The sequence below is a fragment of the Pseudomonas sp. SG-MS2 genome, assembly GCF_009933855.1.
In the GTDB taxonomy this organism is placed as follows: Bacteria; Pseudomonadota; Gammaproteobacteria; order Pseudomonadales; family Pseudomonadaceae; genus Aquipseudomonas; species Aquipseudomonas putida_E.
Genome location: NZ_MOMO01000063.1, coordinates 50,431 through 72,101, shown reverse-complemented (window position 1 = coordinate 72,101; position 21,671 = coordinate 50,431). Strand labels below are relative to the sequence as shown.

The 21,671-nt window shown below is 64.5% G+C and carries 18 protein-coding genes; 15 read left to right on the top strand and 3 right to left on the bottom strand.

The window, feature by feature from the left end:
* From BLX42_RS04995 to BLX42_RS04965, 7 genes are all read left to right on the top strand, one after another.
* Nucleotides 1–2,710 (top strand): BapA/Bap/LapF family large adhesin (locus BLX42_RS04995; RefSeq protein WP_218580305.1); only part of this gene is annotated, 2,710 nt, incomplete at its 5' end.
* A 63-nt stretch (nt 2,711–2,773) separates the two neighbouring features.
* Nucleotides 2,774–4,207, top strand: a complete 1,434-nt coding sequence (locus BLX42_RS04990) for a TolC family outer membrane protein (RefSeq protein WP_161871264.1) — start codon at nt 2,774–2,776, stop codon at nt 4,205–4,207.
* Nucleotides 4,204–6,372, top strand: a complete 2,169-nt coding sequence (locus BLX42_RS04985; protein ID WP_115273900.1) for a type I secretion system permease/ATPase — start codon at nt 4,204–4,206, stop codon at nt 6,370–6,372. Before BLX42_RS04990 ends, BLX42_RS04985 begins: the two co-directional genes overlap by 4 nt.
* The gene (locus tag BLX42_RS04980) at nt 6,369–7,553 is read left to right on the top strand and encodes an HlyD family type I secretion periplasmic adaptor subunit (RefSeq protein ID WP_161871263.1); all 1,185 of its coding nucleotides are present in this window, start codon (nt 6,369–6,371) and stop codon (nt 7,551–7,553) included. Before BLX42_RS04985 ends, BLX42_RS04980 begins: the two co-directional genes overlap by 4 nt.
* Nucleotides 7,554–7,702: 149 nt before the next feature.
* Entirely contained in the window at nt 7,703–8,602 is a 900-nt protein-coding gene (locus BLX42_RS04975; RefSeq protein ID WP_161871262.1) for a chemotaxis protein, read from the top strand.
* 97 nt (nt 8,603–8,699) lie between these two features.
* Nucleotides 8,700–9,011, top strand: a complete 312-nt coding sequence (locus tag BLX42_RS04970; RefSeq protein WP_046784509.1) for a hypothetical protein — start codon at nt 8,700–8,702, stop codon at nt 9,009–9,011.
* Nucleotides 9,008–9,742: a YkgJ family cysteine cluster protein gene (locus BLX42_RS04965; RefSeq protein ID WP_125923416.1), complete on the top strand. Its 735-nt coding sequence runs from the start codon at nt 9,008–9,010 to the stop codon at nt 9,740–9,742. The genes BLX42_RS04970 and BLX42_RS04965 overlap by 4 nt, the downstream gene beginning before the upstream one ends.
* Before the next feature lie 110 nt (nt 9,743–9,852).
* Here BLX42_RS04965 and BLX42_RS04960 read toward each other — a convergent pair whose 3' ends face one another.
* Nucleotides 9,853–10,104, bottom strand: coding sequence for a DUF3077 domain-containing protein (locus tag BLX42_RS04960; protein WP_012316194.1), 252 nt, complete (start codon nt 10,102–10,104; stop codon nt 9,853–9,855).
* Entirely contained in the window at nt 10,101–10,352 is a 252-nt protein-coding gene (locus BLX42_RS04955; RefSeq protein WP_042111742.1) for a hypothetical protein, read from the bottom strand. Before BLX42_RS04955 ends, BLX42_RS04960 begins: the two co-directional genes overlap by 4 nt.
* Before the next feature lie 479 nt (nt 10,353–10,831).
* Here BLX42_RS04955 and BLX42_RS04950 point away from each other — a divergent pair, with 479 nt between their 5' ends.
* From BLX42_RS04950 to BLX42_RS04920, 7 genes are all read left to right on the top strand, one after another.
* Complete coding sequence (locus tag BLX42_RS04950; RefSeq protein ID WP_046784511.1) at nt 10,832–11,995, top strand: efflux RND transporter periplasmic adaptor subunit; 1,164 nt, start codon at nt 10,832–10,834, stop codon at nt 11,993–11,995.
* A complete protein-coding gene (locus tag BLX42_RS04945; protein WP_161871261.1) occupies nt 11,992–15,084 on the top strand; it encodes a multidrug efflux RND transporter permease subunit in 3,093 nt (1,030 codons plus the stop codon). Before BLX42_RS04950 ends, BLX42_RS04945 begins: the two co-directional genes overlap by 4 nt.
* Before the next feature lie 9 nt (nt 15,085–15,093).
* Nucleotides 15,094–15,768: a heavy metal response regulator transcription factor gene (locus BLX42_RS04940; protein WP_012316198.1), complete on the top strand. Its 675-nt coding sequence runs from the start codon at nt 15,094–15,096 to the stop codon at nt 15,766–15,768.
* The gene (locus tag BLX42_RS04935) at nt 15,743–17,155 is read left to right on the top strand and encodes a heavy metal sensor histidine kinase (protein ID WP_046784513.1); all 1,413 of its coding nucleotides are present in this window, start codon (nt 15,743–15,745) and stop codon (nt 17,153–17,155) included. The genes BLX42_RS04940 and BLX42_RS04935 overlap by 26 nt, the downstream gene beginning before the upstream one ends.
* Before the next feature lie 131 nt (nt 17,156–17,286).
* A complete protein-coding gene (locus tag BLX42_RS04930) occupies nt 17,287–17,508 on the top strand; it encodes a hypothetical protein (RefSeq protein WP_161871260.1) in 222 nt (73 codons plus the stop codon).
* 204 nt (nt 17,509–17,712) lie between these two features.
* A complete protein-coding gene (locus BLX42_RS04925) occupies nt 17,713–19,047 on the top strand; it encodes an OprD family porin (RefSeq protein WP_161871259.1) in 1,335 nt (444 codons plus the stop codon).
* Nucleotides 19,048–19,222: 175 nt separating this feature from the next.
* Nucleotides 19,223–20,719, top strand: a complete 1,497-nt coding sequence (locus tag BLX42_RS04920; RefSeq protein WP_161871258.1) for a diguanylate cyclase — start codon at nt 19,223–19,225, stop codon at nt 20,717–20,719.
* Here BLX42_RS04920 and BLX42_RS04915 read toward each other — a convergent pair.
* A complete protein-coding gene (locus BLX42_RS04915) occupies nt 20,716–21,192 on the bottom strand; it encodes a PA2169 family four-helix-bundle protein (RefSeq protein WP_046784517.1) in 477 nt (158 codons plus the stop codon). The two genes, BLX42_RS04920 and BLX42_RS04915, sit on opposite strands and share 4 nt — an antisense overlap.
* Nucleotides 21,193–21,392: 200 nt before the next feature.
* Between BLX42_RS04915 and BLX42_RS04910 the strand changes: the two genes are divergently transcribed.
* Nucleotides 21,393–21,614, top strand: a complete 222-nt coding sequence (locus tag BLX42_RS04910; RefSeq protein WP_012316204.1) for a DUF3820 family protein — start codon at nt 21,393–21,395, stop codon at nt 21,612–21,614.
* Nucleotides 21,615–21,671 lie beyond the last annotated feature (57 nt).

Here is a 21,671-nt window from a genome sequence, read left to right as displayed (position 1 = left end):
CCTCAGCAGCACGCAGAACGACGGGCAGTTGCTTACCGTGCGCCAGTCCGATGCCGCCGGCAACCAGTCCGGCAGCGCCAGCATCACAGCACCGGACACCACGCCACCCGCCGCGCCAGCGGCCGCCATCAACGCCAACGGCACCACGGTAAGCGGCTCTGGCCAGATCGGCAGCACCGTCACCGTGCGCGACACTGCAGGCACCGTGCTGGGCACCGCCACAGTGGGCAGCAACGGCCTGTTCGTGGTCAGCCTGGCGGCGGCGCAAATCGACAACCAGGCCCTGACAGTCACCTTGACCGATGCCTCCGGCAACACCTCGACCGGCACCGCACTGACCGCTCCAGACCTCACCCCGCCAGCGCTGGCCAGCAACCTGGTGATCAGCGCCGACGGCAGCACCCTGACCGGCAGCGGCGAGCCTGGCGCCACGGTCACGGTGCGCAGCTCCACCGGCACCGTCCTGCAAACCGGCACGGTGCAGCCCGACGGCACCTTCTCCGTAACCCTGACCCCTGCCCAGGACAACGGCCAGACACTGTCGGTATCGCTGACCGACCCACGCAACAACGCCTCCGGCAGCGTTGCCATCACCGCACCGGACGTGGACGCCAACGCACCGGTGACCGCCAGCGACAATCTGGCCACCGCCACCGTGAACCTGGCACCGGTTGTCGCCACGCAGACCTACACCGACAGTTTCACCACACTGCTGGCGGGCTTCAGCAAGACCTACACCTGGACCGTCGACGCCGGCACCACGGCGGACCCGACCCTGACGCTGACCACCAGCAGTGCCCTGGCCCTGCTCGACAATGCCACCTTCACCCTGCAGGTGAAAGACGCGTCCGGGGCCTGGGTGACACTGGCTACCGGTAACAGCCTGGGCCTGCTCGACCTGATTCTGCTCCCCTTGGGCGAGGGGGTGCAGGTCGACATCGGCGAACTGCAGGCCGGTGAATACCGCCTGACCGTAGGCAGCGGCGGCATCGGCCTGGTGACCAACGTCACCACCACGCTGGACATCGAAACCTCCAGCCTGACCGAGCTCACCGGCACCGGTACCCCCACTACCGGCAACGTCATCACCGACCCCGGTGTCGACGGCACCACCGATGCCCGTGGCCCGGACAGCAGCGCCGTGCTGCAGGTGCTCAAGAACGGCAGCTACGTCACCGCCGGCAGCGCCACCGAGGTGCAGGGCCTGTATGGCACCCTGGTGATCCGCGCCGATGGCAGCTACACCTACACCCCGAACGGCACCCCGTCCAGCGTCGGCAAGGTGGACGTGTTCAGCTACCAACTGGTGCACGGCAACGGCCTGACCGATGTCGCCAACCTCTACGTGCGGATCGACAGCCCGCAAGCCACGGAGGTCTGGAGCGACAGCAACCTTGGCGCGCCCGCCACGGTGGTCGATGCCGTCAACGACATCGACAGCAGCGACATCAGCCTGGCAAACCGGGTGGACACCGACAGCGCCACACTCGGAACGCTGCCCCTGCCGCTGATCGGCTCGCGGCAGGCGATCTACGAGACCACCGTTGCCGCCGATACCACCGCCAACCTGCAAGTGGTGCTCAACTCCGCCAACCTGCTGGGCCTGCTCAACGGCACCACCATCGCCCTTTACAAACTCAACACGGCTACCGGCCAGTACGTACTTGTGCAGTCTGTGCCCGGCAGTTCGCTGATCAGCCTGCTCGGCGGCGGCTCGGCCTACACCTTCCAGAACCAAGGCCCAGGTGCCTACGAGATCCGTGTCAGCGCAGGTGGCATCGGCCTGCTCAGTTCGATCACCACCAGCCTCAACACCACCACCACGTACACCAACGAGTTCGTGGTCAGCGGCTACACCCCAGTGACCGGCAACCTGTTGACCGACACCGCCGGCGGCGGTGCCGACAACCTCGGTTCGACGCTGACTGTGCTCAGCGTGCTGGTAGCGGCCAACACCTACGCCATCCCCGGTTACAACGGCGTCAGCGTGACCGGCACCTACGGCACGCTTCTGGTGAACGCTGACGGCAGCTACACCTATACCCTCAAGGAGGGCCTGACTTCGGCAGTGGTCGGCCAACAGGACACTTTCACCTACGAACTGACGCACCCCAACGGCACCACCGATACCGCAACGCTGACCATCAACCTGGACAACGCTGCCGGGCTCACCGCGACCACCTCGCTGCTGGCTGACGGCGGCGACGAGGGTGCGGCCCTGGCCAGTGTCGCCGCGGCGGCCTCCGCCGAGGTGATTGCCGGCACCGATGGCAATGACCAACTCGATGGCAGCCAGGGTGGGCAGATCAGCCTGCAAGGCGGCGCCGGCGACGACACCCTCGTGGTGGTGGACCAGGCCTTTGCCGGCGTCGAGGGCGGTAGCGGTACCGACACCCTGCTGTGGGGCGGCGGCGATGCCAGCATCGACCTGGGCTCCCTAGCCGGGCGTGTCCACGACATCGAAATCATCGACCTCAACGACACCAGCGCGGTAGCCCTGACGCTGAACCTGGCGGATGTGGTGGCCGTCACCGAAAGCGGCAGCAGCACGCTGCTGATCAAAGGCGACGACAAGGATTCGGTGCACATGACCGACACCTGGAGCCTGACCGGCAGCCAGAGCGCCGACGGCATCGACTATAACCAATACACGGCCCAGGAGGACCCGAGCCACCACCTGTGGGTGCAAAACGGCATTCATGTCGTCTGAGGCCGCAGTAACCCGCCGGGCGCCATGCCCGGCGGCAAGGACGATCAGCAGTAAGGGAATCATGTGAAGCGAAGCAGTGCGCTGTCACCGCTGTTGCCGGGAGCCGTCGCGCTACTGGTACTGATTTCAAACCCGGTTGCCCAGGCAGCCGATGACATAGACCCTTCGCTGCGCACCATCGGGCCGTCACTGCTACGCGATGCCCCCGATGCCATCCCTGCCCGCCCACCGGCCGGCCAGGGCGCCAACAATGGCGACCGGCTCGGCCTGGCCGAGGCGGTGCTGGCCGCTGCGCAGTGGCACCCCAGCATCGCTGAAGCCATCGGCAACCTGTACAAGCAAGGCGAAGGCATCAACGTGGCCCGCGCCGGTTACTACCCACAGGTTTCCGGCGGTATCCGCACCGGCTATGACAGCGGTTATGGCGGCGACCGCAGCAGCCAGGCGCTGAACCTGTCGCTCAAGCAGATGCTCTACGACTTCGGCAAGGTCGACAGCGCTGTCGACGCGGCCCACGCTGCCGCCGCCCGCGCCCAGGCCAACATCCTGCTGGTGGTCGACGACCTGGCCCGCGATACCGCCTACGCCTGGATCGAAACCCGCCGTTACGAGCAGCTCATGGTGATTGCCCGCGAGCAGATCAAAGGCGTTGGCGATATAGCCGGCATGGCGCGCCAGCGCAGCGACATGGGCGCCAGCACGCGCTCCGACGTGGTCCAGGCCGAGTCCCGGGTGGAAGGTGCCCGCGCCACCCTGGAGGAGTATCAGGCCCAGTACGAGCGGTGGCGCTCGACCCTCGCCGCCCTGCTCGGCCGCGTCGCACCGCCGGCCCTGGCCGAAGAAACGCCCCCCGAACTCAACCAGGCCTGCAAGCGCCCACCGCAAGCCGACGACCGCCTGCCTGCAGTGCTCATGGCCCTGGCCCTGCGCGCGCAATCCAAAGCCGAACTGGCACAGGCCAAGGCCGAGGCCTACCCGACACTGTCGCTGCAGCCGCAGGTCAACCACTACCTGGACAACGACTACGACCGCGACAACAACCGCCTCGACCGCACCCAGGCGGGCATCTACCTGAACCTGGAAGTGCCGATCTACCAAGGCGGCGCCATCAGCGCCCGCAGCCGCGCGGCCGGGCATGCCCTGACCGCCGCTGACTCCGCCGAAGACGCCGCACGCCTGCAGGCCCGCCGAGGGCTGGCCGAAGCCATGGCGCAAACCTCGGGGCTGGGCCGCCGGCTGAGTTCGCTCAAGGCCCGCCAGGCCAGCATCAAAGAGGCACGCATGCTCTACGGCCGGCAATACCTGGACCTGGGCACGCGCCCGCTGCTCGACCTGCTCAATGCCGAGCAGGAAATCTACCAGTCGCGCTTTGAACTTGCCGGCACCCGTTCCGACCTGCTGCGCCTGGATGTCGACTGCCTGTACAACACCGGCGCCCTGCGCATGGCCTTGGGCCTTGAAGGGCGCAACCTGCAAGGGGTGGAGATCGAGCCATGAACGATACCGTCAACCTGAGCCAAGCCACGCAGCAGCAAAACCCGGAGCAGGCTATCGTCCATCGGCCGGACCTTGGCCCGTGGCTTGAAGTCATGCTGCAGGTCGCCCACCACTACCGGTTGGATGTATCCCCACAGCGCATTCGCCTGGCGGCCGTGGAAGATGCCCGGCCGCTGGATGAAATCCTGCGCCACATGGCGCGCCAGGCCGGCCTGTCGCTGCGCTTCGTGCGTTTCGATGCCAAAGCCCTGCGGCAATGGCGTACACCACTGGTGCTGGAGCTCGATGATGGCCAACTGGCTGTGGTCGAAGCCGTGACCGAGGACAACGAGCTGGCCGTGGTGTTCGCCGGCGACCAGAGCCTGACCTCGCGCCTGCCCCGCGAAGCGCTCGAAGGGCGCATCAACCGCGTGGCACTGATGCGCCCGGCACGGCCGTTGCGCGATGTGCGTACCGACGACTACACCGCCCCGTACGACCGCCACTGGTTCGCCCGCATCGTCTTGCGCGACCTGCGCCCGTATGGGCAGGTGATGGTCGCCTCGCTGGTGGCCAACGTGTTGGCCCTGGCTGGCGTGCTGTTCTCGATGCAGGTGTATGACCGGGTGATCCCCGCCGAATCGCTGCCCACGCTGTACGTGCTGTTCGGCGGTGTGGTGCTGGCGCTGGTGTTCGACTTCAGCATGCGCCTGCTGCGCCTTAAGGTTACCGACCTGCTCGGCAAGCGCGCCGACCTGCGCGTGTCGGACCTGGTCTACGGCCATGCCCTGCGCCTGCGCAACTCGGCACGGCCGAAGTCCACCGGCTCGTTCATTTCGCAGTTGCGCGAGCTGGAGTCGATCCGCGACCTGATCACCTCCAGCACCGCCACCGCGCTGGCCGACCTGCCGTTCTTCCTGTTGTTCCTGTTCGTGTTCTGGCTGATCGGCGGCGTGCTGGTGTTCATCCCGCTAGTGGCTCTGCTGGCCATGCTCCTGCCTGGCTTGCTGGCGCAGCGCCGGCTGGCACGCCTGGCCAATGCCTCGATGCGCGAGTCGTCACTGCGCAACGCCATGCTGGTGGAAAGCGTCCAAGGCCTGGACGAAATCAAGGCACTGCAGGCCGAAGCGCGCTTCGAGCGCCAGTGGAACCAGTACAACGCAGCCTGCGCGCATACCAACCTGCGCTTGCGTACCCTGACCAACGGCCTGGTGACCTGGACCCAGAACGTGCAAGGCGCGGTGTTTGCCGTGGTCATCGTCATCGGCGCGCCGATGGTGATTGCCGGCGACCTGACCACCGGTAGCCTGGTGGCCGCCTCGATGCTGTCCTCGCGGATGATGGCGCCGCTGGCGCAGCTCACCCATGTGCTGACCCGCTGGCAGCAAGCCAAGGTGGCACTACAGGGCCTGGACAAACTGATGCAGTCACCGGTCGACCACCCCGAAGGCGAAGCCCGTGTGCACCTGCCGGCCATCCGCGGCGAGTACCGGCTGCGCCAGGCCAACTTCCGCTACGACCCCGAGGCACCGCCGGTGCTCAACATCGGCCAGCTGGACATCCGGCCGGGCGAGCGCATCGCCGTGCTGGGGCGCAACGGCGCCGGCAAGTCGACCCTGCTGCAGGCGCTGGGCGGTGCCATGGACCTGGTGCAAGGCGAGGTCACGCTCGACGGCATTGCCCTGGCCCACCTGGACCCGGCCGACCTGCGCCGTGACGTCGGCTTGCTGGCGCAGTATGCGCGGCTGTTCCACGGCACCCTGCGCGAAAACCTCACCCTCGGTGCCGGCCAGGCCAGTGACCAGGAACTGGTGGCCGCGCTGGCCGCCACGGGCGCACTGGACTTCGTGCGCCGGCTGCCCAAAGGCATGGACCACCTGATTCTGGAAGGTGGCCTGGGCCTGTCCGGCGGGCAACGCCAGGCACTGGTGCTGGCACGCCTGCTGGTGCGCCAGCCGCAGGTACTGCTGCTGGATGAACCCACCGCCTCGCTGGACGACACGACCGAGCGCAAGCTGCTCGATAACCTCGACCGCTTCTGCCAAGGCCGCACCCTGGTGATCGCCACTCACCGTTTGAGCGTGCTGCAACGGGTCGAGCGGATCATCGTGCTCGATGGCGGGCGCATCGTCATCGACGACAGCCGTGACGCCGCCCTGGCCAAACTGCAAGGAGCGCAGGCATGAGCAACCATGAACTCCCCGCGTCCTACCTGGATGGCCAGGACGATCAGGCCGTGCTGCGCGCAGGCCGTGTCATCACCGTGTGCGCGCTGATGCTCGCCGCGTTCCTGGCCTGGGCCGCCTGGTTCGAGGTCATCGAAGTCTCCACCGGCACCGGCAAAGTGATCCCCAGCTCCCGCGAGCAAGTGATCCAGTCGTTCGAAGGCGGCATCGTCGCCGAGATGAACGTGGCCGAAGGTGACCTGGTCGAGCGCGGCCAGGTGCTGGCCCAGCTCGACCCGACCAAGACTGCCTCCAGCGTCGGTGAAAGCGAGGCCAAGTACCGTGCTGCCACGGCCAGCGTTGCGCGCTTGCGCGCCGAGGTCACCGGCAAGCCGCTGGCCTTCCCCGACAGCCTGCGCGATTCGCCGGACCTGATCGACGCCGAAACCGCGTTGTACCAGACCCGCCGCCGCGGCCTGGAACAGACCCTGGCGGGCATCGAGGACTCGCTGCGGCTGGTGCGCAGCGAACTGCAGATCACCGAAAACCTGGCCAAGATGGGCGCCTCCAGCCGGGTCGAGGTGATCCGCCTCAACCGCCAGCGCTCGGAGCTCGAGCTCAAGGCCAACGAAGCGCGCTCCGATTACCTGGTACGCGCCCGCGAAGAGCTGGCCAAGGCCAGCGCCGAAGCCGACAGCCTCTCGGAAGTGGTCCGCGGGCGCAGCGATTCACTGTCACGCCTGACCTTGCGCTCGCCAGTGCGCGGCATCGTCAAGGACATCGAGGTCAACACCCTGGGCGGGGTGGTACAGCCCGGTGGGCAGGTGATGAAGATCGTGCCGATGGATGAACGCTTGCTGATCGAGACGCGCATCGCCCCCCGGGACATCGCCTTCATCCACCCCGACCAGGCGGCCAAGGTGAAGATCAGTGCCTATGACTATTCGGTGTATGGCGGGCTGGAGGGCAAAGTGGTGGGCATCTCGCCGGATACCCTGCAGGATGAGGTGAAACCGGAGATCTATTACTACCGGGTGTTCATCCGTACCGAGCAGGACAGCCTGCAGAACAAAGCCGGCAAGCGCTTTGCGATCGTGCCGGGGATGATTGCCACGGTGGATATCCGCACGGGCGAAAAAACCATTCTCGATTACCTGATCAAGCCGCTTAACCGGGCCAAGGAGGCCTTGCGCGAGCGCTAAGGGCCGCTGCGCGGCCATCGCCGGCAAGCCGGCACGACCTTGTAGGAGCCGGCTTGCCGGCGATAGGGCCAGCAAAGGCTGCCGCCAAGTTAAAGCCCAGCCCGAACAGGCCGATAACCGGTTATCCCCTGTCTTCCATGAAGGTCACCATGGCCACGCAAAATGCCCGCGCGGACGCGTTGTCCCTGCTGCTGTTCACCCTGCGCAGCGGCAAACTGATGGCAATCAACCTGCTCAAGGTCAGCGAGATCATCCCTTGCCCACCGCTGACCAGGTTGCCCGAATCGCACCCCCACGTGAAAGGCGTGGCGACCCTGCGCGGCAACCCGCTGTCGGTGATCGACCTGTCGCGGGCCATCGGTGAACGCCCGCTGGCCGACCCGGACGGTGGCTGCCTGATCGTCACCGAGATCAGCCGCTCGCGCCAGGGCCTGCATGTGCAGGCAGTGAGCCGCATCATCCACTGCCTGAGCACCGACATCAGGCCGCCGCCCTATGGCTCGGGCACCCGCTCGTTCATCACCGGCGTGACCCGTGTCGACAATACCTTGGTGCAGGTGCTGGACATCGAAAAGGTGATTCATGCCATCGCCCCCCCGGAGCCGGAGCCCGCGCCGGGCAAGCTGAACGAAGAAGACGCCAGCCTGTTGGCCGCCGCCAACATCCTGGTGGTGGACGATAGCCAGGTGGCGCTGCAACAGTCGGTGCACACCCTGCGTAACCTGGACATCGACTGCCACACCGCACGCAGTGCCAAGGATGCAATCAACGTGCTGCTGGAGCTGCAGGGCACTGCGCAGGAGATCAACATCATCGTCTCCGACATCGAGATGTCAGAGATGGACGGCTATGCCTTCACCCGTACCCTGCGCGAAACCCCGGACTTCCAGCACCTCTACGTGCTGCTGCACACCTCGCTGGACAGCGCGATGAGTGCCGAGAAGGCCAGGTTGGCGGGGGCCAATGCCATCCTGACCAAGTTCTCCTCACCGGAGCTGACCGATTGCCTGGTGGTGGCGGCGCGCACGGTAGTGTTTGCAGAGCGATGAAGGCCGTGCTGTCATATTCAGCGACAAACTCCCTGGCCTGTTGCCGGGGATGCCTCGGTCATACTTCGCCCCCCTCGAACGTTTCACGGTATTGCGTATGAAGTTTTTCAGCTCTCTTCTGATCGCCTGCGCCCTTTTCAGCGGTGTTGCCCAGGCCTCCAGCAGCCAGGCCTGGAACGAACAACGCCAGCAGATGCTCAAGGCCTGCCTGGCCGCCAGCCAGTTCAAGGACGCCCATGCCCGCGGCAAACCCGCGGAGTTCGATGACCAGGTCGGCTTCAGCGCCCTGGTCATCGAAGGGGTGTATCCACAAAAGCACATGCAGCAACGCACCGGCTCCGAGCTGTGCCTGTACGACCGCCAGCACCAGCGGGCCTTCGTCAGCGAATGGAACCCAGACGCCACGTGAACGACTCTCTGCGTTTTGCCTGTACCGGCTGCGGCAAGTGCTGCACCGGCCACCATGTACCACTGACCCTGGCCGAGTCGCGCCAGTGGGCGGCATCCGGCGGCCAGGTGGTGGTGCTGATCGAAGCCTTTGTGGAGGATGGCCCGGGGATGCCGGCAGACCAGCGTGAGCATGTGCTGCGCCGCTCGCACCCGGTGCCTTGCGGTGACAGCGAGGTACGGGTTTCGGTGACCTTTGCCGCGTTCAACCCCGGGCGCTGCCGCAACCTGGACGAAAACGACCTGTGCACCATCTACGAGAGCCGGCCGCTGGTCTGCCGCATCTACCCGGTGGAAATCAACCCGCACATTCCACTGAGGCCAGAGAACAAGGACTGCCCGCCCGAGGCTTGGGAGCAAGGGCCTGAGCTGATTCATGGCTCGTTACCGGTGGACCCGGCGCTGCTGGCACTCGTGCAGGCGTCCCGGCAGGCAGATCGTGATGACATCGCGGCCAAGGTTGCCGTGTGCCAGGCCCTGGGCATGACCATCAGCGCGCTCAAGGGCAATGGCTTCACGGCCTACCTTCCAGACATGGGCGCCTTGGCGGCGGCGCTGGCGGATGTACCGCCACCGCACCATGCGCCGTGGGCGCTGCACGTGCAGGACACGGCCCTGCTGGCCAGCCTGCAGGCGCAGGGCTTGCAGGCTGGCGACACGCCTTCGCAGTACTACGCCTTCATCGGCTTCTAGCAAAGCCAGCACCAAAACCCGGCGATCTCCCTGTGGGAGCCCGGCTAGCTGGCGATCCATGTGGGAGCCGGGCTTGCCGGCGATGGGCCGCAAAGCGGCCCCACAACCGCTCAAGCGCTGCGGTTCATGCCCATTTCCATGTCGTTGATCAGTGCTTTGGCCATGGCACTGAGAATGCGTGCCGCACTGCCTGCGATCATGTTGCCTTCCATTTCGGCTTCCTCGCTCAAATGCCGGATACAACCGAGCAAGACCGACAGCTCGTCGAAAGCATGATCGAGCGGTATGCCCGGCTGGATGGCGTACAACTCGAGGAATGTTTCCTTGCCGGCTGTGCTGCGCGATTTCAGTTCATCACTCATGGATGATCTCCTTGCATCGCCATATGGGCGACAAGGACACGCAGCAGTTCAGTGAGAATGCCGAGGTTTTCCAGCAGCGCGTAGCGATGGTCTTCGGCTTCGGTGTCGAGGTAGAGCTGGCTGGTTTTGCAGAGGCAGTCCATCAGCGCAGCAGCGTGAGACCTGGCGTCTTCGGGGGAGAGGTCGGCGATGATTGTGATGTAAGGGATCGGGAATGAGTCCGGTGGATCGGGAACGATTTTTTTCATGATGACTTTCCTGAAGATGCTATTGGAAAGCGACCACCTTGTTCTTCTCACGGATTGGGTGGCAGCCGTACGCGAGGTGAGAAGACCGCGTCCAGGAACCGCGGCCCGGACCGAAGCCCGCACACGCACGGCTGCCATGAAAAATGGCATCCTGGATACAGCTGCGGCTTCTCACGGCCGCTCGCCGTTGTGGCGAACCGTGAAGTTATCGCTGAAACAGTTCCCCGCCTATCAGACGCCATCCGACAGAGGGCGTAGGATAATTCGTCATGGCTTCGCTCTTGAAGCATCTGGTTTCAGATTCAGAATCTTCTTACGAATCAAGGGGAGCAGAGGTATGAATCGGTCAGGGTCGCGGTAGGGCTACCAACTGCCCCCAACCTGTCAGCGCTGTCAGCCAGCTGTCACGCTGCCGACCCGGTCACAGCGCTATAAGCTTCAATAACCGCCCCCTCCTCTTGGCCAAGGTGCCCGCGCCGATGCGACGTCCTACCCGCCCTCTCCTGCTGGCCGCCACCGCCCTGCTCGCCCTTGCAGCACTGGGCATCTGGTATGGCCAGCGCCAGGAGGCGCCGGTTGCGCGCGCCCAAAGCGCCGTTCCGGTGCGCGTGGTCAGCGTTGCCCAGCAGGACGTGCCGCGCTACGCCAGCGCCATCGGCTCCGTGCTGTCGCTGCACAGCGTCGAAATAAAACCGCAGGTCGAAGGGGTGCTGACCCGGGTACTGGTCAAAGAGGGCCAGTGGGTCAAGCAAGGCGACCTGCTGGCCACCCTGGACGATCGCAGCATCCGCGCCAGCCTCGACCAGGCCCGCGCCCAGCTCGGCCAGAGCCAGGCTCAAATCCAGGTGGCCGGCGTCGACCTCAAGCGCTACCGCCTGCTCAGCAGCGATGACGGCGTGTCCAAGCAGACCCTCGACCAGCAACAGGCGCTGGTCAATCAGCTGCAAGCCACCGTAAAAGGCAACCAGGCCGCCATCGCCAATGCCGAAGTCCAGCTCTCCTACACGCAGATTCGCTCCCCCGTCACCGGGCGTGTCGGCATCCGCAACATCGACCCCGGCAACCTGGTGCGCGCCAGCGATACCCAGGGCCTGTTCAGCGTGACCCAGATCGACCCCATCGCGGTCGAGTTCTCCCTGCCGCAACAGATGCTGCCAACCCTGCAGGGCCTGCTGAAGGCGCCCACGCCCGCATTGGTGCAGGCCTACATGGACGCCGATGGCGAAAGCAACCTGCTGGGTGAAGGCCACCTGGCCCTGATCGACAACCAGATTTCGGCCAACACCGGCACGGTGCGGGTCAAGGCCGAGTTCGACAACAAGGACGGCCGGCTGTGGCCGGGGCAACTGGTGACCATCCGCTTGCGCACTGCCGTCCAGGAGAATGCCCTGGTGGTGCCGCCGCCAGTGGTGCAGCGCGGCGTCGACGGCCACTTCGTCTATCGCCTGGACGGTGACCAGGTCACCAGTGTGCCGGTCAAGGTGCTGTACCAGGACAGTGGGCTGAACATCATTGCCGGGGTCAAACCGGGGGAGCGTCTGGTGCTCGATGGCCAGTCGCGGCTCAAGCCCGGCTCGCGCGTGGAGGTCACCCCCAACGCACCGCCGCCGTCGGAAATGGCCGGCCGCCGGAGCCAGCCATGAATAGCCGCAACAGCGTGTCGGCCTGGTGCATCGACCACCCCATCGCCACGCTGCTGCTGGCTTTCGCGCTGGTGCTGTTGGGTGTCATCGCCTTTACCCGATTGCCCGTGGCGCCCTTGCCGGAAGCCGACTTCCCGACCATCCAGGTCTCCGCGCAACTGCCTGGGGCCAGCCCGGAAACCATGGCCTCTTCGGTGGCCACGCCGCTGGAGGTGCAGTTCAGCGCCATCCCCGGCATGGCCCAGATGACCAGCAGCAGCGCACTGGGCTCGACCACCCTGATCCTGCAGTTCACCCTGGACAAGAACATCGACACCGCCGCCCAGGAGGTCCAGGCGGCCATCAACACGGCTACCTCACGCCTGCCCCAGGACCTGCCCAACCCGCCGACCTGGCGCAAGGTCAACCCGGCAGACAGCCCGGTACTGGTGCTCACCGTCAGCTCCGCACAGATGCCCGGCAACGACCTCAGCGACTATGCCGAAACCTTGCTGGCGCGCCAGTTGAGCCAGATCGAAGGGGTCGGCCTGATCAACATCACCGGCCAGTTGCGCCCGGCCATCCGTGTGCAGGCGCAGCCGGAAAAGCTCGCCGCCATGGGCCTTACGCTCGCCGACCTGCGCCAGGCCATCCAGCAGACCAGCCTGAACCTGGCAAAGGGCGCCCTGTATGGCGAGCACAGCGTGTCGACCATCGCCGCCAACGACCAACTGTTCCACCCCGAGGACTACGCCAGGCTGATTGTCTCTTACCGCGACGGCGCCCCCGTGCACCTGCAGGACGTGGCCAAGGTGATCAACGGCGCCGAGAATGCCTACGTCAAAGCCTGGTCCGGCAACCAGCCGGGCCTGAACCTTGTGGTGTTCCGCCAGCCTGGCGCCAACATCGTCGACACCGTGGACCGCGTGCTCGGTGCCCTGCCCAAGCTGCAGGAGATGCTGCCGGCCTCGGTCGAGGTGTCGGTGCTGCAGGACCGTACCCAGACCATCCGCGCGTCGCTGCATGAGGTGGAACTGACCCTGATCATCGCCGTGGCCCTGGTGATCGGGGTGATGGCGCTGTTCCTGCGCCAATGGTCGGCCACCCTGGTGGTGTCCAGTGTGCTGGGCGTATCGCTGATCGCCACCTGCGCGCTGATGTACGTGTTCGGTTTCAGCCTCAATAACCTGACCCTGGTGGCCATCGTCATTGCTGTCGGCTTTGTGGTGGACGACGCGATCGTGGTGGTGGAAAACATCCACCGCCATCTGGAAGCCGGCGAAGACAGCCGCACGGCGGCGCTCAAAGGGGCAGGCGAAATCGGCTTCACCGTGGTGTCGATCAGCTTCTCGCTGGTTGCCGCGTTCATTCCGCTGCTGTTCATGGGCGGCGTGGTGGGCCGGCTGTTCAAGGAGTTCGCCCTGACCGCGACAGCAACCATTCTGATTTCGGTGGTGGTGTCGCTGACCCTGGCGCCGACCCTGTGCGCGCTGTTCATGCGTCGCCCGCCCACGGAACATCACGGCGGCTTCGGGGACCGGCTGCTGAAGTGGTACGAAAAGGGCCTGGACCGGGCGCTGGCCCATCAGCGCCTGACCCTCGGCGTGTTCGGCCTGACCCTGGCCCTGGCGGTGGTCGGCTACGTGGCCATCCCCAAGGGTTTCTTCCCCCTGCAGGACACCGGTTTCATTCTCGGCACCACTGAAGCAGCAGCGGATGTGTCATACCCGTCGATGATCGACAAGCACCTGGCACTGGCGAAAATCATCGAAGCCGACCCCGCCGTGAGGGCCTTCTCCCATTCGGTAGGGGTTACCGGCAGCAACCAGACCATCGCCAACGGCCGTTTCTGGATCGCCCTCAAGCCCCGCGGCGAGCGCGATGTTTCAGCCAGCGAGCTGATCGACCGGCTGCGCCCGCAACTCGCGCAGGTGCCAGGCGTGGTGCTGTACATGCGGGCCGGCCAGGACATCAACCTCAGCTCCGGCCCGTCACGTACCCAGTACCAGTACGTGCTCAAAAGCAACGACGGCGTCGCCCTCAACCTGTGGACCCAACGCCTGACCGAGCGCCTGCGCGAAAACCCGGCGTTGCGCGACCTGTCCAACGACCTGCAACTGGGCGCCAGCGTTACCCGCATCGACATCGACCGCCAGGCTGCGGCCCGTTTCGGCCTGACCACCACCGACGTCGACCAGGCGCTGTACGATGCGTTCGGCCAGCGGCAGATCAGCGAATTCCAGACCGAGACCAACCAGTACAAGGTGATCCTGGAACTGGACGCGCAACAGCGCGGCAAGGCCGAAAGCCTGAATTTCTTCTACCTGCGCTCGCCCCTGAGCAACGAAATGGTGCCGCTGTCAGCCTTGGCGCATGTCGCCGCGCCCAGCACCGGGCCGCTGTCGATCAGCCATGATGGCCTGTTCCCGGCCGCCAACCTGTCGTTCAACCTAGCCCCCGGCGTGGCCTTGGGCGATGCGGTGGCGATCCTGGAACGCACCCAGCGCGAACTGGGCATGCCCGACTCGATCAGCGGCAACTTCCAGGGCGCGGCGCAGGCCTTCCAGAGTTCGCTGTCGAGCCAGCCGTGGCTGATCCTCGCCGCACTGGTGGCGGTGTACATCATCCTTGGGGTGCTCTACGAGAGCCTGGTGCACCCGCTGACCATCATCTCGACCCTGCCTTCGGCGGGCCTGGGCGCGTTGCTACTGCTGTGGGCCATGGGCAAGGACTTCAGCATCATGGGCCTGATCGGCGTGGTGCTGCTGATCGGCATCGTCAAGAAAAACGGCATCCTGCTCATCGATTTCGCCCTTGAAGCCCAGCGCCGCCATGGCCTGACGCCCGAGCAGGCGATTCACCAGGCCTGCCTGACGCGCTTTCGGCCCATCATCATGACCACCCTGGCCGCCCTGCTCGGCGCGGTGCCGCTGATGTTCGGCTTTGGCGCCGGTGCCGAGTTGCGCCAGCCGCTGGGTATCGCTGTGGTCGGCGGCCTGCTGGTCAGCCAGGCCCTGACGCTGTTCACCACCCCGGTCATATACTTGGCCCTGGAGCGCCTGTTCCATCGCCGCAAGGCCGCCAGCGCGGTCGCGCCGAGTACCCACTGAGACAAGACCATGCGTGTGCTGATCATCGAAGACGAAGAGAAAACCGCTGACTACCTGCATCGCGGCCTGAGCGAGCAAGGCTTTACTGTCGACCTGGCACGGGACGGCATCGACGGCCTGCACCTGGCGCTTGAAGGTGACTATGCGGTGATCGTGCTCGATGTGATGCTGCCGGGCCTGGATGGCTATGGCGTGCTGCGTGCCTTGCGTGCGCGCAAGCAGACGCCGGTGATCATGCTCACCGCCCGCGAGCGCGTCGAGGACCGCATCCACGGCCTGCGCGAAGGTGCCGACGATTACCTTGGCAAGCCGTTCTCCTTCCTTGAACTGGTCGCCCGCCTGCAGGCCCTGACTCGCCGCAGTGGCAGCCACGAGCCGCTGCAGGTGCAGGTCGGCGACCTGTGGATCGACCTGATGGCGCGCAAGGCCAGCCGCGGCGGCCAACGCCTGGACCTGACCGCCAAGGAGTTCTCGCTGCTCAGCGTGCTGGCCAGGCGCCAGGGCGAAATCCTCTCCAAGACCGCCATCGCCGAGCTGGTCTGGGACATCAACTTCGACAGCGATGCCAATGTCGTCGAAGTGGCCATCAAGCGCCTGCGCGCCAAGCTCGACGGGCCATTCGACAACAAGCTGCTGCATACCATCCGAGGCATGGGCTATGTCCTGGAAAACCGTGCCGGTTAACTCCATCGCACTGCGCCTGTCGGCGCTGTTCATCCTGGTGGCGATGGGCGTGTTCCTGTTGATCGGTTCGGCACTGTACCGCCAGGTCGACCACAGCCTGGACATGCTGCCGGCGGCCGAACTGGACGCCCGCTTCAGCGTGCTGGAATCCACCCTCAACCGCTTCGGCACACCGGAGCATTGGGCAAAGATCAGCAACAAGCTCAACCTGCTCAGCGAGGAAGACAAACGCATCCGCTTCTGGGTGGTCGGCAGCGACCCGGCGTTCGAATATGGCCACCCCAGCGAAAGGGTACGCGCATTCGCCGAAGGCCCGGAGGGGATGCGCGACCTGCGCCTGCCTGACCGGCCCTACCCTTACAAGGTGCTGGTCAGCGAGTTGCCGGCCCTGGCCGCTCGCCCGCCACTGCGCTTTCTGATCGCCATCGATACCGAGACCTTCTGGCAGGCCCAGCACAGCCTGCTGGTGGCCATCGTCGGGCTGGCGGTGCTCGGAGTGCTGCTGGCCTCGGTGCTCGGCTACTGGGTGGCGCGCATTGGCCTGCGCCCGTTGCTGGCGCTGTCCAACGAGGCGCAGGCCTTGGCCCCCCCGCGCCTGGATGGCCGCCTGCAAACTGTCAACCTGGCCCCGGAACTGGCGCAATTCGCCGGTGCTTTCAACGCGGCGCTCGACCGGGTCAGCCAGGCCTATTCGCAGCTGGAAGCGTTCAACGCCGACGTTGCCCACGAACTGCGCTCGCCGCTGACCAACCTGATCGGCCAGACCCAGGTCGCCCTCACCCGGGGGCGCAGCGCCGAACACTACTTCGAGGTGCTGCAATCGAACCTGGAAGAACTTGAACGCCTGCGCAGCATCATCAACGACATGCTGTTCCTCGCCAGCGCCGACCAGGGCAGCAAGGCCACCGCCCTGACCCAGGTATCGCTGGCCGACGAAGTGGCCACCACCCTCGATTACCTCGACTACATCCTCGAAGACGCCCAGGTCAGCGTCACTGTCAGCGGCGATGCCCAGGCCCCCATCGAAAAAGCCCAGCTGCGCCGCGCGTTGATCAACCTGCTGAACAATGCCGTGCAGCACACCGCGCCGCACCAGGTGATCCGCGTGCATATCGATGCCGGGCCGGAGCAGGTCAGCATTGCCGTGAGCAACCCCGGGCCGGCTATCGATGACGATCACCTGCCACTGCTGTTCGAGCGGTTCTACCGGGTGGATGCGGCGCGCAGCAACAGTGGCGGGGGCAACCATGGGTTGGGGCTGGCCATCGTCAAGGCGATTGCGCTGATGCACGGGGGTGAGGTTTTTGTGCGCAGCGAGGCAGGTGCCAACACCTTCGGCATTCGCCTGCCAAACGCTCAACTGCAGGGTTTTGCGGCCAAGGTCTAATGGTTTTCTCAGGGATAGTTACCTTTTGCGCAACAGTGCTTATCGCGCCAGGTGCTGTTTCCAAGGCAATGAAGAGACTAACTTTAGCCCTGTCTCCATTAGCACTTGCACCGCAAGAAGGTAGTTTCAACATGTCCAACAGTATGGGTATTGCCAGCGTTTTCGTTCTGTCTTCCCTGTTGTTGTCGCCCCTGGCCATGGCCGAAGAATCCCCGGCTTTCGTCGCCCGTAATGCACATCTTGCTGCTGTTCACCAGGAAGCCCGCGAGGCCGTAGCGCACAAGGCCGACGCAGGCAAAGATGCAGAACAGACAGCTTCCAAGGTTTCCCTCGACGCCAATGCCGAGAGCTGATCGCGCAACGATGCCGCTCCCGTTTCCCCCCGGCTACACCATGGGCACCGCCGGTGCCGATATGTTAGCCTTTTAAAGCCGCTGCCGATCAGCGGCTTTTTTTATGTGCTTTGACGATCAGCCCGGCCGTTATTTCTCTAACAAGAAAGTTGCACATTCAAAAATAAAAACTGCCCCACCGTCAGATCAAAGGAGCTAGTACCGGTGCCTTCCGCGTTTCGTTTTACCCCGCTGTTCATTGCATTGACTGCAACGATGCCTTTCGCCGCCCAGGCAGATGAAGACAAGGCTGATGGCTTCATCGAAGGCTCGTCCTTCAACCTGCATTTTCGTAACGCCTACTTCAACCGCGACAACCACAACAGCGGCGTGCGCGACACCCGCGAGTGGGGCCAAGGCGCGGTTGCCCGCTTCGAGTCGGGCTACACGCCAGGCGTAATCGGCTTTGGCCTCGATGCGCACGCCATGCTGGGCTTGAAGCTCGATGGCGGTGGCGGCCATGCCGGCACCAGCATCCTGCCCAAGCACGTGAAGGACAACGGTGAACTGGGCGCCGCCCCGCACTCGTTCTCCACCGCAGGCGCGGCGGTCAAGCTCAAGGCCTTCGACACCGAACTCAAAGCCGGTGACCTGTTCCTTACCAACCCGGTGATCGCCGGCGGCGAAACCCGCATGCTGCCGCAGACCTTCCGTGGCGTCAGCCTGACCAACACCAGCATCGACGGCCTGCTGCTCGAAGGTGGCCAGGTCAGCTTCACCAAGCCGTACAACCAGAGCGGCCACCGCCGCATCGACACCTACTACGGCTCGCTGGATGAGCACGACAAAAGCAAGCATCTGAACTGGGCTGGCGCGTCGTGGAGCGGCACCGAGAACATCACTGCCAACCTTTACGCCGCCGAGCTGAAGGATATCTGGAACCAGTACTACGCAGATTTCGACTACACCTACGTGGTCAACGACCTGGTCAGCCTCAACCCGGGCGTGCACTTCTACCACACCCAGGACACCGGCCAGGCGCTGCTGGGCAAGATCGACAACAACACCTACAGCGTGCACTTCACCGTCAACGCCGGCTACCACAGCGTTACCGCCGCCTACCAGCGGGTCAATGGCGACACGCCGTTCGACTACATCAACCTGGGCGACAGCGTGTACCTGGACAACTCACGCATGTACTCGGACTTCAACGCACCCAACGAGCGTTCGTGGAAGCTGCAGTACGGCTATGACTTCGCCGGGCTCGGCATGCCAGGGCTCAGCACCACCGTATCGTACTCGCGTGGCGAGGCGGACCTGACCAAGGCTGACCAGAACAACACCCACTACGACTACTACCGCGCCGATGGCAAGAACGCCCAGCACTGGGAACGTGACCTGGATGTGAAGTACGTGTTCCAGGAAGGCGACTTCAAGGACCTGTCGGTGCTGGTGCGCTATGCCGTACACCGCGGCAGCCAGGGGTATGCGTCGATCGACAACAACAGCGATAACGACGAATTGCGGGTGATCGTCGACTATCCGTTGAACGTGTTCTGACCTGGGACCGCAAGTCAGCGCCACACGGTGTGTGCAGACCGGTAGGCGCTGGCTTGCCGGCAATGGGCTGCACAGCAGCCCAATGCATGATTCCGTCGGACAAATCTTGTCCGACAATCATCACTTCCATAGAATACCGCCCGCCGCAACCGGCCCTGCCTCAGCAGTAGCGCGCATGCCCACTCGATTACCGCGTCTCGCACTCTACAGGTCGCACCCCGAGCTGATCCTCAATCTGGGCAGTTGCATCGCCGTGCTCGCTATCGTGGGCATCGTCAGTTATCTGTTGGGGCGCGAGCGCGAGAGTGTCGAGCAATCGGCCATCCGCTCCTCCAGCAATATCGTCCAGCTGATCGAAAGCGACATCCTGCGCAACGTCGAACTTTACGACCAATCCCTGCGCGGGCTGATCTGGGCCGTGCAGCATCCCGAACTGCTGCAGGTCGCCCCCAACCTGCGCCAGCAGATCCTTTTCAACCAGACGTTCGCGGCCCCGGTGCGCGGCGATATTCTCTGGCTCGATGCCAATGGCGACGTCGTGGGCGACTCCACCAGCGTCACCCCGCGCCAGGCCAATTTCGCCGACACCTTCGACTTCCGGGCCCATCGCCGCGACCCTGGCCTGGGCTTGTTGATCAGCCCGCCGTTCAAGGCACGGCTCGGCGACCTCGACTGGTGCATCAGTTTCAGCCGGCGCATCTCCGCAGCCGATGGCAGCTTTGCCGGGGTAGCCGCCGGGGCCCTGCGCCTCTCCTATTTCAGTGAACTGTTCCAGCGCCTTGATATCGGCCATGAAAGCAGCATCAACCTGCTCAACGTCGACGGCCAGTTGCTCGCCCGCCAGCCGCGCCGCGATCAGGACCCGTTGGTCGGCACCAGCGTTGCCGACCGCCCCAACTTCAAACGCATCCTGGGCGAGCGCAGCGGCAGCTTTACAGCCCGCTCCAGCCTCTATGGCACCCAGCGCATGTACACCTTCGCCCGGGTCGCCGACCTGCCGTTGATCATACTGGTGGTGCATTCTGCCGATGAGGTGTTCCAGTCATGGCGCCGCACGGCGCTGGTGGTCAGTATCGCCACAGGCGTGCTGTGCATCGGTATTCTCTGGCTCACCCTGCTGCTGGGCCGCGAATTGCGCCGCAGGCATGAGGCCGAAGAGGGTCTGGCCACACTGGCAGCAACGGATAGCCTGACGGGGCTGGCCAACCGTCGCCGGCTGGATCAGGTGTTGCGCCAGGAGTGGGCGCGCGCCCAGCGCAACCGTAAGCCGTTGGCCGTGCTGATGGTGGATGTGGATCACTTCAAGGCATTCAACCAACGCCATGGTCACGCAGGAGGCGATCACGCGTTACGTGAAGTGGCCAAGACGATCGAGCAGTGCATACGACGCCCGGCAGACCTGGCGGCGCGGTATGGGGGGGAGGAGTTTCAGGTGGTGTTGCCGGAAACCGAACTGGCCGGTGCCCGTTTGCTGGCAGAGAGGATCCGGTCGCATGTCGAGGCGTTGGCACCTTTTGCCGATGATGTACACGCGGTGACGGTGAGCATCGGCATCAGCGTACACACCCCCGGCACCCAACAAGACCTCGCGACCATGCTGGGTGCCGCGGATGAGGCGCTCTACCGGGCCAAGGCCAAAGGCCGAAACCGGGTAGAGGGCCCTGCGGATTAGGAGCGGGCGCGTGCGGCGTTGCGCAGTGCCTTCACCTGGTCGTGGTTACGCTGTACGCCCTGCAGTTGCTTTTCCACGAGCATATAGCTCGAATCACTGACGGAGCGGCCCAGCTTGACCAGCTTCTCACGCGCTTCCTTGTAGGCTTTGAGGGCATGGTCTTCACCGCGCTCTACTTCGTTGAGCACGGCCTCTTCATCCTTACCGGTAACCATCGACTTGAGGTTTACCCAGCCGCGGTGCAGGTCGCCGCTGACGCTGGTGGAGGTTTCCGGGTCGCCACCCAGGCGGCGCACTTCACTCTGCAGTTCGCCTGCTGCATTGGCGCATTCGCCAGCGCGCTGGACGAAGAACGCTTTGAGCTCCGGGTTTTTCACATCATCGGCCGACTCCTTGAACCCTTTCTCGCCGTCCTTGCTGTACTCGATCAGGTTGTTGAGCACGTCGATTACATCTTTGTTGAGGTCGCTCATGGCTAAAACTCCTTGGCAGGTAATAGTCATGTAAACAGGAGCAGCCTTCGTGCCAAGCTTTCCATTGAATAAAATTACTTTAAAAACAATAGGTTAAAAAAATAACGCCTCGCTGGAAAACGGCGTTATGCATGATTGCCGCTTGGGCGCTCGTGCAGATTGCAGTATGGTCGGCGCACTTCCACTGCCAGGCACTGCCGATGAAACCGGAAACCCTTGAACTGCTGGTAATCCGCACCATGCCCTTCGGCAAATACCAAGGCCGGATCATCGCCGACCTGCCGGGTGACTACCTGGCATGGTTTGCGCGCAAGGGGTTTCCGGCGGGTGAGCTGGGTGGGTTGCTGGCGTTGATGCACGAGGTCGATCACAACGGCCTGGGGGATTTGCTGGTGCCGTTGCGGCAAAAGCATCGGCGCTGAGCCTGTTGCGGACTATCGCCGGCAAGCCGGCTTCCACAGGTACACCCATGGCCTTGA

Coding starts and splice junctions, on each gene's coding strand:
- BLX42_RS04985 (WP_115273900.1), top strand. CDS start 4,204: ATGAACGATACCGTCAACCTGAGCCAAGCCACGCAGCAGCAAAACCCG.
- BLX42_RS04980 (WP_161871263.1), top strand. CDS start 6,369: ATGAGCAACCATGAACTCCCCGCGTCCTACCTGGATGGCCAGGACGAT.
- BLX42_RS04975 (WP_161871262.1), top strand. CDS start 7,703: ATGGCCACGCAAAATGCCCGCGCGGACGCGTTGTCCCTGCTGCTGTTC.
- BLX42_RS04970 (WP_046784509.1), top strand. CDS start 8,700: ATGAAGTTTTTCAGCTCTCTTCTGATCGCCTGCGCCCTTTTCAGCGGT.
- BLX42_RS04960 (WP_012316194.1), bottom strand. CDS start 10,104: ATGAGTGATGAACTGAAATCGCGCAGCACAGCCGGCAAGGAAACATTC.
- BLX42_RS04955 (WP_042111742.1), bottom strand. CDS start 10,352: ATGAAAAAAATCGTTCCCGATCCACCGGACTCATTCCCGATCCCTTAC.
- BLX42_RS04950 (WP_046784511.1), top strand. CDS start 10,832: ATGCGACGTCCTACCCGCCCTCTCCTGCTGGCCGCCACCGCCCTGCTC.
- BLX42_RS04945 (WP_161871261.1), top strand. CDS start 11,992: ATGAATAGCCGCAACAGCGTGTCGGCCTGGTGCATCGACCACCCCATC.
- BLX42_RS04940 (WP_012316198.1), top strand. CDS start 15,094: ATGCGTGTGCTGATCATCGAAGACGAAGAGAAAACCGCTGACTACCTG.
- BLX42_RS04935 (WP_046784513.1), top strand. CDS start 15,743: ATGTCCTGGAAAACCGTGCCGGTTAACTCCATCGCACTGCGCCTGTCG.
- BLX42_RS04930 (WP_161871260.1), top strand. CDS start 17,287: ATGTCCAACAGTATGGGTATTGCCAGCGTTTTCGTTCTGTCTTCCCTG.
- BLX42_RS04920 (WP_161871258.1), top strand. CDS start 19,223: ATGCCCACTCGATTACCGCGTCTCGCACTCTACAGGTCGCACCCCGAG.
- BLX42_RS04915 (WP_046784517.1), bottom strand. CDS start 21,192: ATGAGCGACCTCAACAAAGATGTAATCGACGTGCTCAACAACCTGATC.
- BLX42_RS04910 (WP_012316204.1), top strand. CDS start 21,393: ATGAAACCGGAAACCCTTGAACTGCTGGTAATCCGCACCATGCCCTTC.